This is a genomic window from Paraburkholderia diazotrophica (assembly GCF_038900755.1).
GTDB classification, from domain to species: Bacteria; Pseudomonadota; Gammaproteobacteria; order Burkholderiales; family Burkholderiaceae; genus Paraburkholderia; species Paraburkholderia diazotrophica_A.
The window spans coordinates 151568-164284 of the sequence record NZ_JBBPEN010000006.1 but is presented as its reverse complement, the minus strand read 5'-3'; the positions used below and the strand labels follow the sequence as shown (position 1 = coordinate 164284).

Sequence of the window (12717 nt, the reverse complement as noted above, 5' to 3'; positions counted from 1 at the left end):
ATGCATTAGGCTTTTAGATTCGCTTTAAAGCGCGGATCGAATACGTATCGTCGAATAGGTTTAAAAACCGTATTGAGGATTTCGTGGCCGCATTGACCGGCTAGTCGAATTCTCTTAATTTTCGCGCCCCGCTGTCTGCGCGAGCCACGCGCAAATGCGCTCGACGGTCCAGGCGGGGTCATCGTGCGGCAGGTCGTGACCGGCCCACGGATGCATCCAGTGATCCGCGCCCCACGCGGCAGCCAGCGATGCCGAGCACGCGGGATCGACGAGACCATCCTCGCGCGACGACAGCACGAGCGTCGCGCACTCGGGCCGCCGCTTTCCCGCGCTGAAGCGCGCCGCCGCGAGCAGCTGACGCAGCGCGTTCGCGCGGCTCACGGGCGCGCTCGCGCGGATGTCGATCCACGTCTTCAGGTCGGCGGCGCGCGTCTTGCCGTTGTTGCACGTCAGACGATGGATCACTGCCTCGGCAATGGACGGCGCTTCCCAATGCTGAGCGGCGCGTAGGAGCCCCGGCCATGCACGTGGACGCAACCTTTCGTCGAAGCGGCTGAACGGCCGCATGCTGGTGTTGATCAACACGAGCCGCGCGATTTCGCCGGGATGCCGCTGCGCCCAGCAGGTCGCGACCATGCCGCCCAACGACATCGCGAGCACGCAGTACGGCCCCGGCGCGCCGCGTTCGCGCGCGGCGCCGCGCACGAAATCGACCATTTCCGCCACGCGCAGCGGCGCGTGCAGACTCGCGTATTCGCCGTTGCCGGGCAGGTCGATCGTGAGCACGCGCTCGCGCGGGCTTCCCTCCGCCCACGCATCGCCCGCGATGCCGTCCAACCCCTCGCGCAACGCATCGGGCAGCGCGCCCCAGTGTCTCGCTTCGCGTGTCAGGCCACGCAGCAGAATCCACGTGTTCATTTGCGCTCGAACCTGTACCAGTGATCGATCGCGTGATCGAGCAGCTCGTCGCGGCGGTGGCCTTGCGGCAGCCAGCGCTGCGGCGCATACGCGGCGCGCGTCAGGAAATCGAGCAGATTCGCGTGACGCCGCAACACACGCGCGGTGCGATGCGCCTTCACGGGATTGAACATCCCCTGCCGCGAAAAGATCTGCCGCGGATTCTTCTTGATCCACAGCCACGAGCCGAGTTCGAGCGTCATCGGCAGAAAGATGTTGGGCGGCGGCGTGCGGTCGTAGGCCCAATCCCACAGGTCGCCGTGCAGCAGATATTGATGGCTTTGCGGCTCGAAGATGTAGCCGTGATGCGGATGCGCGCGCTCGAACATCGTCTTGAGCGCGTACATCTCCGGCAGATGCGCCATCGCGCGGCGCGTCTTCGCGTACGGAAACCAGATGCTGTCGGTCCAGCCGTAGCCCGAATGGCAATCGAGCGCGAACGACAGCGGCCGCGCCGTCAGGTCTTCTTCGACGACGCGCAGCAGCGCCGCCGCCTCCACCTCCATCGGCGACCCGCGCCGCCCGCGATACCACGGCAGCCACGAACCGACCCGCTGCCCGCCCGCGAGCCACGGCACGCGCTCCTCGGCGTCCTGCGGCGCGTTGCGCATCAGATCGACGCCGTTCGGATTCGCGCGCGTCGCGGCCCACATGCCGCCCGGATTGACGATCGGCATGAAGATAAGGCGGATCGATTGAAGCTGGCGCACGAGCAGTTCGTCCCATTCGAGCCGCCCGAGCAGCGCGCGCATGTAGTCGAGCACGAGTTGCGTGCCGATCCGTTCGAGCCCGTGGATGCCGCCGAAAAAGCCGATCGCGGGCGCCCGCGGATCGCGCGAGCCGATGCTCGCGGTGTGCACGGAAAAGGTCCTGCCGTGCGCGTGCGTTTCGCAAACGGTATGAATCTCGAAGCTGCCGCTGCCGACGTCGAGTATCGCCTTCAGATCTTCGTACTCCGTGAACGTGTCGGGCAGAAAGCTGAGAGCGTGTGGCATGGGCGGCGCCCGTTGTGGTTAGGGCCTGTTCATAGACCCCGAAGGTTATTGGAGACGGCTCACGCGCTGATGCCCCAACTATAGCGGTTAGAGCTTGCCAATGGATGACAGGCGACCGATCGCGACGCGCATGTCATATGAGTGACACATTGCAGCGCTTTCGCGCCGTCCTGGGGTTTCGTCGGAAAGATATAGTCGTCTAGATGTTGCGACGCCTTCACTCAACCGTCATACACGCTTTCTAGAATGTCCCACATTCCGGCAATGCACCGGAGTCATCGACAGGACACACATGGACGCAATCCGCATCGAACGTCTGAGCAAGACTTTCAGCAATGGTCGCAAGGCGCTCGACGAAATCGACCTGCGGGTCGAACAAGGCGAAATGGTTGCGCTGATCGGCGCGTCCGGCTCGGGCAAGTCGACGTTGCTGCGTCACATCGCCGGCTTCACGGCATCGGATGCGCAGCCTTCGCAAGTCTCGATACTCGGCCGCCCGATCCAGCAGAACGGCCGCATCGTGCGCGAAGTGCGCAGCATTCGCCGCGACATCGGCTTCGTGTTTCAGCAGTTCAATCTTGTGAACAGGCTGAGCGTCGAAGCGAACGTGCTGATCGGCGCGCTCGCGCGGCTGCCGTTGTGGCGCAGGCTCACGGGCGCGTTTCCGCGCGGCGAACGCGAGCTGTCGATGTCGGCGCTCAATGAGGTCGGCATCGGCGAGCATGCGCGCGAACGCGCGTCGAATCTGTCGGGCGGCCAGCAGCAACGCGCTGCGCTGGCGCGCACGCTCGTGCAGCAGGCACGCATCATCCTCGCCGACGAGCCGATCGCATCGCTCGACCCCGAGTCGTCGCGCCGCGTGATGGACATGCTGCGCACGCTGAACGTCGAACATCAGCTGACGGTGCTGGTGTCGCTGCATCAGGTCGATATCGCGATGCAGTACTGTAAGCGCACGATCGCGATGCGGCGCGGCAAGGTCGTCTATGACGGGCTTTCGTCCGCGCTCACGCCCGCGCTCCTGCAAAAGCTCTATGGCGACGACGCGCGCGAGTTGCTCGAAGACAACCCTGCCGCCGACAGCACGCCAGGCACGTCGTCACGCGCGCGCGTCATACCGTTCGATGCGGCGCGTTCCGCCTGACCGCTTTCTTTTCAACAGCAACGCAGTATCCGACTCACTCACCTGGATCAGAAACTCATGAAATTTTTGCGCTCTCTGCTCGTCGGCGTCGCGGCCGTGTCGGCTTTCGCCAGCTTCGCCGCTCAAGCCGAAGATCTGAACCTCGGCATCATCTCGACCGATTCGTCGTCGGTGCTCAAGCAACGCTGGCAGCCGCTCATCGACGACATGAACAAGCAGACGGGGCTGAACGTCAAGGCGTTCTTCGCGACCGACTACGCGGGCATCATCGAAGGCATGCGTTTCAACAAGGTGCAGGTCGCGTATCTCGGCAATGCATCGGCGATGGAAGCCGTCGATCGCTCGAATGGCGAAGTGTTCGCGAAGACGACTTACGCGAACGGCGAAGCCGGCTACTACTCGCTGCTGATCACGAACGTGAACAGCCGCTTCAAGACGCTCGACGACGTGTTCAAGAACACGAAGGACGTGACGCTCGGCTTCGGCGATCCGAACTCGACGTCGGGCACGCTGATCCCCGGCTACTACCTGTTCGCGAAGAACAACGTGAACGTGCGCACGGGGTTCAAGACGGTGATGCCCGCGAGCCACGAAGCGAATCTGCTCGCCGTCGTGAACAACAAGGTCGACATCGCGACGAACAACACCGAGCAGATCGACTCGCTGAAAAAGCACCACCCCGAGCAGTTCGCGCAAGTGCGCGTGCTGTGGAAATCGCCGCTGATTCCGTCGGACCCGCTCGTGTATCGCAAGGATCTGCCGGAGGCGACGAAGGAAAAGGTGCGCAAGTTCTTCTACGGCTACGGCAAGACCGACGCGCATGAAAAGGCCGTGCTGGCGAACATCTTCGGCTATAGCGGCTTTGCGCCGTCGACGGACGCGCAGCTCGCGCCCGTTCGCCAGGTCGCGCTGTTTCAGCAGAAGCAGAAGATCGAAGCCGACACGTCGCTGTCCGACGCAGACCGCAAGACGCAGATGGCCGCGATCGACGCCAGGCTGTCCGCACTCAGCGCAGCACAAAAGCAATGAACGCAGCCGACCTGAGCGCCGACCGCTCGACCACTTCGTCCTCGCAGCCGTCGAAGGCGACGGCTGCGGCGGCGGGCAAGCGCAGCTGGACATCGCTCGTCGGCTGGATTGCCGTGATCGCCGTGCTGGGCCTGTCGTGGCATCCCGCCGATATGCGCCCGCTCGATCTGCTGTCCGATTCGGGCAACATGGGCCAGTTCGCGCGGGACTTCTTTCCGCCTGACTTCAGCGACTGGCGCACGTATCTGCACGAAATGATGGTGACGCTCGCCGTCGCGGTGTGGGGCACCGCGCTGTCGCTCGTGTGCGCGGTGCCGTTCGGCCTGCTGTCCGCGCACAACATGGCGCCCGCGTGGGTCGTGCAGCCCGTGCGCCGCATCATGGACGCGTGCCGCGCGATCAACGAAATGGTGTTCGCGATGCTGTTCATCGTGGCGGTCGGACTCGGGCCATTCGCCGGCGTGCTGGCGTTGTGGGTGCACACGACGGGCGTGCTCGCGAAGCTCTTCGCCGAGGCCGTCGAAGCAATCGATCCGCGTCCCGCCGAAGGCGTGCGCGCGACGGGCGCAACGAGCCTCGACGAGATCATCTATGGCGTGCTGCCGCAGGTGCTGCCGCTGTGGATTTCGTATGCGCTGTACCGCTTCGAATCGAACGTGCGCTCGGCGATGGTGGTCGGCATGGTCGGCGCGGGCGGCATCGGCGTCGTGCTGTATGAGTCGATCCGCTCGTTCAACTACTCGCAGACGGCAGCCGTGATGCTGATGGTGATCGTCGTCGTGACGGTGATCGACCTGCTGTCGGCGAAGCTCCGCGAGCGCGTGATCTGAGCGTTCGAGGCGCGTCGATTGGAAGCGGCGCTTGCGCAGGCCTCGATCGGGGCCCGCGCAAGCGCCGCGTTTTCTTTGGTTCTCGCCGTTCGGCGCGGGTCTGGGCGTCGGCTTTGGCTCACTAGCACGCCGCCCGCGCGATTTCCACAAATCCCCTCCTGTTCGCACAAAAAGCCACAGCAAATCGCCGGTCTGCGGAATAATCACTCTTTTGCTGTCCCCTCTTTCCTTCGATGGACACCCTCATCGTTCTGCTCGTCCTGTTGTCCGCGATGCTCCACGCGAGCTGGAACGCGTTCCTGCGCCTCGCCGAAGACCGCATCTGGCTGCTCGGCATGATGTCGATTCCGTATCTCATCGTCAGCGCGATCTGCGTGGCCGTGCTGCCGTTGCCCGCACGGGGCGCGTGGCCGTACATCGCGGCGTCTGTCGTGCTCGAATTCGGCTATTGCCTCGCGCTGATCCGCGCGTATCGCAGCGGCGATTTCGGACAGATCTATCCGATTGCGCGCGGGCTCTCGCCGCTGCTCGTGTTCGCCGGCGCGCTCGTGTTCGCGCACGAGTCGCTGAAGCCGCTGGCGGCGACGGGCATCGCGCTGGTGTCGCTCGGCATCGTGTCGCTCGCGTTTCGCCGCGACATGCGCTTTTCCGGCGAGAGCGTGCCCTACGCGCTGCTGACGGGCCTCTTCATTGCGTCGTACTCGGTCGTCGATGGCATCGGCGCGCGCGTCGCGGGCAACGGCATGAGCTACATCATGTGGGTCTATCTGCTGTGGAACGTGCCGCAGTTCCTGCTCGTCTGGTATTGGCGCGGCGGCGCGAAGGGACTCTTCACGTCGCGTGAGACGATGGTCAAAGGGATGCTCTCGGGCGTGATCGCGCTGAGCGCGTATTGCCTGATCATCGAGGCATACCGCTATCTGCCCATCGCGATGGTGTCCGCGTTGCGCGAGCTCAGTTCGATTTTCGCGGTGCTGATCGGCTTTTCGTTCATGCACGAGCGGCTGACGGCACGCCGTATCTTCGCGTGCACGCTCGTCACGCTCGGCGCGGTGCTGATCCGGTTATAGCGGCTTTACTGACGCGACTTTCACGCGCACTCGCGCACACGCACGCGCACTCACGCGAAGAGCGGCAAGGTCGCGTCGATGGCTTGCGCGAGCGTGTCGAATGCGGGCGCGATCTCGTCGTCGGGCACGCACGCATAGCCGATCAACAGCCCCGACTGCGCGCGCGACGCCTGCGCGTAATACCCCGACAGCGGACGCACGACGATATTGCGTTCGAGCGCGGCCGCGGCGACGGCGCGATCGTCGGTGCCTTCGGGAAGCTGCATCACCAGATGCAGGCCCGCATCTCCGCCGACGGCGGGCAACGCGTCGCCATAGCGACTCGCGGCGGCGTCCAGCAACGCGGAACGCCGCTGGCCATAGAGCGTGCGCATCTTGCGGATGTGCGACGTGAAATGCCCTTCGCTGATGAACTCCGCGAGCATCGCCTGCTGCAGCAACTGCCCTTCGCGATAGAGCTCGGCGCTCGCCGTCGCGAAGCTCTCGGCCAGCGCTTCGGGCGCGACGAGATAGCCGATCCGAAGCCCCGGAAACAGCGTCTTGCCGAAGCTGCCGACATAGATCACCTGCCCCGTCGTGTCGAGTCCCTGCAACGAAGCAAGCGGCCGGTTGCCGTAGCGGAATTCGCTGTCGTAGTCGTCTTCGATGATCCAGCACTGGTGCTGCCGCGCGTATTCGAGCAGCATCCGCCGACGCGCGAGACTCATCACCATGCCGAGCGGGTACTGGTGCGACGGCGTCACGAGCATCAGCTTCGGTGGATGCGCGAGATCGTCGGGCGACGGGTTGATGCCTTCCTCGTCGACGGCAATCGGCCGCGATTTCAATCCCGACACGTGCATCACGCTGCGCACGCCCCAATAGCACGGATCTTCCGTCCAGATCACGTCGCCGGGATCGGTCAGCAGACGCACGGCCAGATCGACGGACTGGTGAATGCCCGTCGTGATGACGATCTGCTCGGGCGTGCAGCGCACCGAGCGCGACGTGCGCAGATAGTCCGCGAGCGCGTGGCGCAGCAGGGACAGGCCGCCGCCCGGCGCGTAAGTGAGCAGATCGGGCCGCAGACGCCGCCAGTACTTGTTGTGCAGGCGGCTCCACACGCGCGCGGGAAAGCGCGTGACATCAGGCACGCCGGGCATGAACGCGCCCCATTGACGCTTCGACACGCCCGCGCCCGCGATCAGCCGCGAGCCGCGCTGCGACAGCGCCCGCGTGACGGGCTGGGCGGGCAGCAGCGCTTTCGACCGGGCAGGCGGCAGCGCCTGCTGCAACTGCTCCAATGCGCTCGAACGCATCGGCATGGCCTGCGCATCGGGCGATCCGACGATTTCATCCGGCGACGTATCGGCGACGAACGTGCCGCGCCCCGTCGCGGACGACACATAACCTTCCAGCGCCAGTTGCTCGTAGACCTGCGTGACCGTGTTGCGCGCGATGCCCAGTTCGCTCGCGAGCAGCCGCGACGACGGCACCTTGCTACCCGCCGGCAACTCGCGCGTGAGGATCGCCTGTTGCAGCAGCCGATGCAGCTGCCGGTACACGGGCTGACCGTTGCCACGGTCGAGACGCTGGGCCAGCCAGTCGGACAGTACGCTCGCGCGCATGAATTGGCTCCTGGTTTTTTATTGAAATGGCTCTGAAACCTAGAGCCAAATATAAGTATAGTCGCTGCATGTGCCGCGACGAACGCGAGCGCGCGAACGAACCCAACCAGGAGATCTCCGTGAAGAATGCCGAACTGAAGAGCCGCAAGGACGCCGCCACGCCGCGCGGCGTGGGCGTGATGTGCGATTTCTACGCTGCGCGCGCGGAGAACGCGGAGTTGTGGGACATCGAGGGCCGTCGCGTGATCGACTTCGCGGCGGGCATTGCCGTGTGCAACACGGGCCATCGCCATCCGAAGATCGTCGAGGCCGTGCGCGCGCAACTGGACCAGTTCACGCACACGGCGTATCAGATCGTGCCGTATGCGTCGTATGTCGAGCTGGCCGAGAAGATCAACGAGCGCGCGCCGGGCGACTATCCGAAGAAGACGGCGTTCTTCACGACGGGCGCCGAGGCCGTCGAAAACGCGATCAAGATCGCGCGCGCGGCGACGGGCCGTTCGGGCGTGATCGCGTTCACGGGTGCCTTTCATGGCCGCACGATGATGGGCATGGCGCTGACGGGCAAGGTCGCGCCGTACAAGCTGAGCTTCGGCCCGTTCCCCGCCGATGTTTTCCATGCGCCGTTCCCGAATCCGCTGCATGGCGTGACCACGGCCGACTCGCTGAAGGCGATCGAGCATCTGTTCAAGGCCGATATCGATCCGAAGCGCGTCGCGGCGATCATCTTCGAGCCGGTGCAAGGCGAAGGCGGCTTCTATCCGGCGCCCGCCGAGTTCGTGCGCGCGCTGCGCAAGCTGTGCAACGAGCACGGCATTCTGCTGATCGCCGATGAAGTGCAAACGGGTTTTGCGCGCACGGGCAAGCTGTTCGCGATGCATCACTACGACGTCGTGCCCGATCTGATGACGATGGCCAAGAGTCTCGCGGGCGGCATGCCGTTGTCGGGCGTGGTCGGCCGCGCGGATGTGATGGATGCAGCCGCGCCCGGCGGACTGGGCGGCACGTATGCGGGCAATCCTTTGGCGGTGGCTGCGGCGCATGCCGTGCTGTCGATCATCGATGAAGAAAAACTTTGCGAGCGCGCCGTCGAACTCGGCGACCGGCTCAAGGGCCGCCTCACAGCGCTGCAGGCAGAAGTGCCGCAGATGGCCGACGTGCGCGGGCCCGGCGGGATGGTGGCCGTCGAGTTCTGCAAGCCAGGCACGTCGGAGCCCGATGCCGATTTCACGAAGCGCGTGCAGACGCGCGCGCTCGAACGCGGGCTTCTGCTGCTGGTGTGCGGCGTCTATTCGAACGTCATCCGCTTCCTGTTCCCGCTGACGATTCAGGATGCCCTCTTCGACGAGGCGCTCGCCATTCTCGAAGATGCGCTGAAAGAGACCGTGGGCGTCGCTGCCTGAAGTCGCCGACAAGCAAAGGACAAACCGAGATGACCGATCTGCGTAGCAAACTGAAAGACCCGTCTCTGCTGCAAGGCAACGCGTATATCGACGGCGAATGGCAAGGCGCCGACAACGGCGAAACGTTCGAAGTACTGAACCCGGCGACGGGCGAGCTCATCGCGCACGTCCCGCGCATGGGCGCGCAGGAGACGCGCCGCGCGATCGAAGCGGCGAACAAGGCGTGGCCCGCATGGAAGGCGAAGACAGGCAAGCAGCGTGCGGAAATCCTGCGCAAGTGGAACGACCTGATGCTCGCGAACGCCGACGATCTCGCGTTGATTTTGACGACGGAGCAAGGCAAGCCGCTCGCCGAAGCAAGGGGCGAAATCGGCTACGCGGCCTCATTCCTCGAATGGTTCGGCGAAGAAGCGAAGCGGGTTTACGGCGACACGATCCCGACGGTAGCCAGCGACAAGCGCATCGTCGTGACGAAAGAGCCCGTCGGCGTGTGCGCTGCGATTACGCCGTGGAATTTCCCGGCGGCGATGATTACGCGCAAGGTCGGCCCGGCGCTCGCGGCCGGCTGCCCGATCATCGTCAAGCCTGCCGAAGCCACGCCGCTGTCGGCGCTCGCGCTTGCCGTGCTCGCCGAGCGCGCGGGCGTGCCGGCCGGCATCTTCAGCGTCGTCACCGGCGATCCGAAACCGATCGGCGGCGAGATGACCAGCAACGCCATCGTGCGCAAGCTGTCGTTCACGGGATCGACGGGCGTCGGGCGTCTGCTGATGGCGCAGTGCGCGCCGACCGTCAAGAAGGTATCGCTCGAACTCGGCGGCAACGCGCCGTTCATCGTGTTCGACGATGCCGATCTCGATGCGGCCGTCGACGGCGCAATCGCATCGAAGTACCGCAACAGCGGCCAGACCTGTGTGTGCACGAACCGCTTCTATGTGCACGACAGCGTCTACGATGCGTTCGCGGAGAAGCTGAGCGCAGCCGTCGCGAAACTCAAGGTCGGATACGGCACCGAGCAAGGTGTGCAGCAAGGGCCGCTCATCAACGAAGCAGCGGTGCTCAAGGTCGAATCGCATATCGAAGATGCGCTCGGGAAAGGCGCGCGCGTCGTGACGGGCGGCAAGCGTCATGCGCTCGGTCACGGCTTCTTTGAGCCGACCGTGCTCGCCGATGTGACGCCGGACATGAAAGTGGCCCGCGACGAAACGTTCGGGCCGCTCGCGCCGCTGTTCCGCTTCACGTCGGACGCCGAAGTGATCGAGATGGCGAACAGCACCGAATTCGGCCTCGCGTCGTACTTCTATAGCCGCGATATCGGCCGCATCTGGCGCGTCGCGGAAGCGCTGGAGTTCGGGATGGTCGGGATCAATACGGGCGCAATCTCGAATGAAGTCGCGCCGTTCGGCGGCGTCAAGCAGTCGGGCCTGGGCCGCGAAGGCTCGCACTATGGGATCGACGAGTATGTCGTGATCAAGTATATGTGCATGGGGGGCGTGTGATTCCCTGAGTAGCACGCGTAAACGAACAGGCCGGTTGCCTGTCATGCAACCGGCCTGTTTCGTTTCATCACAACCTCATCACCCCACCCCCGCCGTCTCACCCGCATGATACGAAGAGCGCACGAGCGGTCCGGACACCACTTCCCTGAACCCCATCCTCAGCCCCTCCGCTCTGAATGCATCGAACGTATGCGGCGAAACATACCGCCTGACGGGCATATGGAATTTCGATGGCGCGAGATATTGCCCGATCGTCAGCACATCGACTTCGTGCTCCCGGATGTCGCGCATCGTGTCCAGCAACTCATCGTCGCGTTCGCCGAGGCCCGCCATCAAGCCCGACTTCGTGACGACGGATGCATTCGCCTTCTTCACGCGCCTCAGCAACGCCAGCGAGCCGCGATAATCCGCGCCCGCCCGCGCCGCCCGATACAGCGAAGGCACCGTCTCGACGTTGTGATTGAACACATCCGGCCACGCAGCGGATAACGCATCGAGCGCGCGATCGACACGTCCCCGGAAGTCCGGCGTCAACACTTCGACGCGTATGCCCGGCACGCGCTCTCGCAACAGCGCGACACAGCGCGCGAAATGCGCCGCGCCGCCGTCGCGCAGATCGTCGCGATCCACCGACGTGATCACCACATAGCGCAGCCCCAATGCGGCCACGGCATCGGCGAGCCGCGCCGGTTCTTCGTCGTCGAGCGGCAACGGACGGCCGTGCGCGACGTCGCAGAACGCGCAACGGCGCGTGCAGATACCGCCCATGATCATGAACGTCGCCGTGCGCTGTCCGAAGCATTCGCCGATATTCGGGCACATCGCCTCCTCGCACACCGAATGCAGACGATGCTCGCGCAGTATCGACGCCATGCCCGCCACCGTCTCGCTCATCATCGGCCGCGCGCGCAGCCATGACGGCTTCGGCAACGCGTCACGGCGCTCGGGCGGCACGACCTTCACGGGAATGCGCGCGAGCTTCTCGCGCGCACGCTTGCCGTGCTGCCCAAGCGCAGTCACGCTGTCGTGCGCGGACGTCTGCGGCGCGCCATCCATCGTCACGCTCCGAAGAAGTCGTTGAGCAGGCGGTTCACTTCGGAAGCCGACTCCATCTGCACCATGTGCCCCTTGCCTTGCAGCACATGCACGCGGATATCGCCGGGCAATCCCTGCGCGTAGCTCGCCGGAATGATCTGGTCCAGCTCGCCCCAGATCACGAGCGTGCGCGGCGCGAGACTGTCGATACGCTCGCGATAGCTGCGCTGCTGCACGCCTTCGCTGAACGACGACGACGCGATCTTCTGCAACGTCTCGCTCACGCCTTCGAGCCGCTTGTACTTCACGATGTCCTCGACGAGTTGTCGCGTGACGAGCGAGCCATCGGCGAAAAGCTTCGTCAGATGCGGCTTCAGCGTATTGCGGCTGTTGCCCGCGACGAATCCGTCGATGTACTCGCGATTGATCTCGCTGCCCAGCCCAGCGCCCGAGATCAGCGCAAGCGACGCCACACGCTGCGGCGCCCTGTCGGCCACCGTCATCGCGACGAGACTGCCCATTGAGTGCCCGACGAGATGCGCGCGCTCGATGCCGCGATCGTCGAGAAACGCGATCACGCTGTCGGCGAGTTCGTCCGCGCTGCCCGACTCGACGGCTTTCGTCGATTCGCCATGTCCCGGCAGATCGAGCGCATACACCGTGCGATGCGCGGCAAGGTCGGCGTGATTGAAGAGCCAGTTGTTCAGATCGCCGCCGAAGCCGTGGATCAGCACGGCGGGCGTGCCGCCTTCGCCGATCTTCAGGTAACGGACCGTGCGTCCGCCGATTTGCGCTTTCTCGGGCTGCGGGCCTGCATCCGCAGAATCGGCGGCAAGCGGCACGAAGTCGCGCTGAAATGCTTCGACGGCTGCATCGATGTCGGCGTCCGAATCGTCGGCATCGGATACCACGCCCAGCAGCGCCCCGACGGGCAGCGTGTCGCCCTCCTGCGCGATCTGCCGGCGCAACGTGCCGTCGAACGCGCATTCGACACCCGACGCGATCTTGTCGCTCTCCACGTCGAGTACTTCATCGCCCTTCGCCACCTTGTCGCCTTGCGATTTCAGCCAGCCGTTGACCTGCCCCTGCTCCATCGACAGGCCCCACTTGGGCATCGTGATCATGTGAATCGACATTGCTCAGTTCCTCGC

General features: G+C 64.7%; 11 protein-coding genes. 6 read left to right on the top strand and 5 right to left on the bottom strand.

Features of this window, described 5'->3' with window-relative positions; all coding sequences use genetic code 11:
• Positions 1-114: 114 nt before the first annotated feature.
• Both AABE10_RS20305 and AABE10_RS20300 read right to left on the bottom strand, forming a co-directional pair.
• Positions 115-918: an alpha/beta hydrolase gene (locus AABE10_RS20305; RefSeq protein WP_342935044.1), complete on the bottom strand. Its 804-nt coding sequence runs from the start codon at positions 916-918 to the stop codon at positions 115-117.
• Positions 915-1952 carry a M14 family zinc carboxypeptidase gene (locus AABE10_RS20300; RefSeq protein WP_342935043.1) on the bottom strand — a complete coding sequence of 346 codons (1038 nt, stop codon included), beginning with the start codon at positions 1950-1952 and terminating at the stop codon, positions 915-917. The genes AABE10_RS20305 and AABE10_RS20300 overlap by 4 nt, the downstream gene beginning before the upstream one ends.
• 292 nt (positions 1953-2244) lie before the next feature.
• Between AABE10_RS20300 and phnC the strand changes: the two genes are divergently transcribed.
• From phnC to AABE10_RS20280, 4 genes are all read left to right on the top strand, one after another.
• Positions 2245-3096 carry a phosphonate ABC transporter ATP-binding protein gene (gene phnC / locus AABE10_RS20295; protein WP_342935042.1) on the top strand — a complete coding sequence of 284 codons (852 nt, stop codon included), beginning with the start codon at positions 2245-2247 and terminating at the stop codon, positions 3094-3096.
• Positions 3097-3153: 57 nt separating this feature from the next.
• Positions 3154-4125: a phosphonate ABC transporter substrate-binding protein gene (gene phnD / locus AABE10_RS20290; protein WP_342935041.1), complete on the top strand. Its 972-nt coding sequence runs from the start codon at positions 3154-3156 to the stop codon at positions 4123-4125.
• The gene (phnE, locus tag AABE10_RS20285) at positions 4122-4955 is read left to right on the top strand and encodes a phosphonate ABC transporter, permease protein PhnE (protein ID WP_342935040.1); all 834 of its coding nucleotides are present in this window, start codon (positions 4122-4124) and stop codon (positions 4953-4955) included. The genes phnD and phnE overlap by 4 nt, the downstream gene beginning before the upstream one ends.
• A 233-nt stretch (positions 4956-5188) precedes the next feature.
• Entirely contained in the window at positions 5189-6025 is an 837-nt protein-coding gene (locus AABE10_RS20280) for a DMT family transporter (protein WP_342935039.1), read from the top strand.
• A 50-nt stretch (positions 6026-6075) separates the two neighbouring features.
• Here AABE10_RS20280 and AABE10_RS20275 read toward each other — a convergent pair whose 3' ends face one another.
• Entirely contained in the window at positions 6076-7632 is a 1557-nt protein-coding gene (locus tag AABE10_RS20275) for a PLP-dependent aminotransferase family protein (RefSeq protein ID WP_342935038.1), read from the bottom strand.
• Positions 7633-7751: 119 nt separating this feature from the next.
• Between AABE10_RS20275 and AABE10_RS20270 the strand changes: the two genes are divergently transcribed.
• Together AABE10_RS20270 and AABE10_RS20265 are read left to right on the top strand one after the other, a co-directional pair.
• The gene (locus AABE10_RS20270; protein ID WP_342935037.1) at positions 7752-9035 is read left to right on the top strand and encodes a 4-aminobutyrate--2-oxoglutarate transaminase; all 1284 of its coding nucleotides are present in this window, start codon (positions 7752-7754) and stop codon (positions 9033-9035) included.
• 29 nt (positions 9036-9064) lie between these two features.
• Entirely contained in the window at positions 9065-10531 is a 1467-nt protein-coding gene (locus tag AABE10_RS20265; RefSeq protein WP_342935036.1) for an NAD-dependent succinate-semialdehyde dehydrogenase, read from the top strand.
• A 78-nt stretch (positions 10532-10609) separates the two neighbouring features.
• Here the strand turns inward: AABE10_RS20265 and lipA are convergent, their stop codons facing one another.
• Both lipA and AABE10_RS20255 read right to left on the bottom strand, forming a co-directional pair.
• Complete coding sequence (gene lipA / locus AABE10_RS20260) at positions 10610-11587, bottom strand: lipoyl synthase (RefSeq protein ID WP_342935035.1); 978 nt, start codon at positions 11585-11587, stop codon at positions 10610-10612.
• A gap of 2 nt (positions 11588-11589) precedes the next feature.
• A complete protein-coding gene (locus AABE10_RS20255; protein WP_342935034.1) occupies positions 11590-12702 on the bottom strand; it encodes an acetoin dehydrogenase dihydrolipoyllysine-residue acetyltransferase subunit in 1113 nt (370 codons plus the stop codon).
• Between the last annotated feature and the right edge of the window lie 15 nt (positions 12703-12717).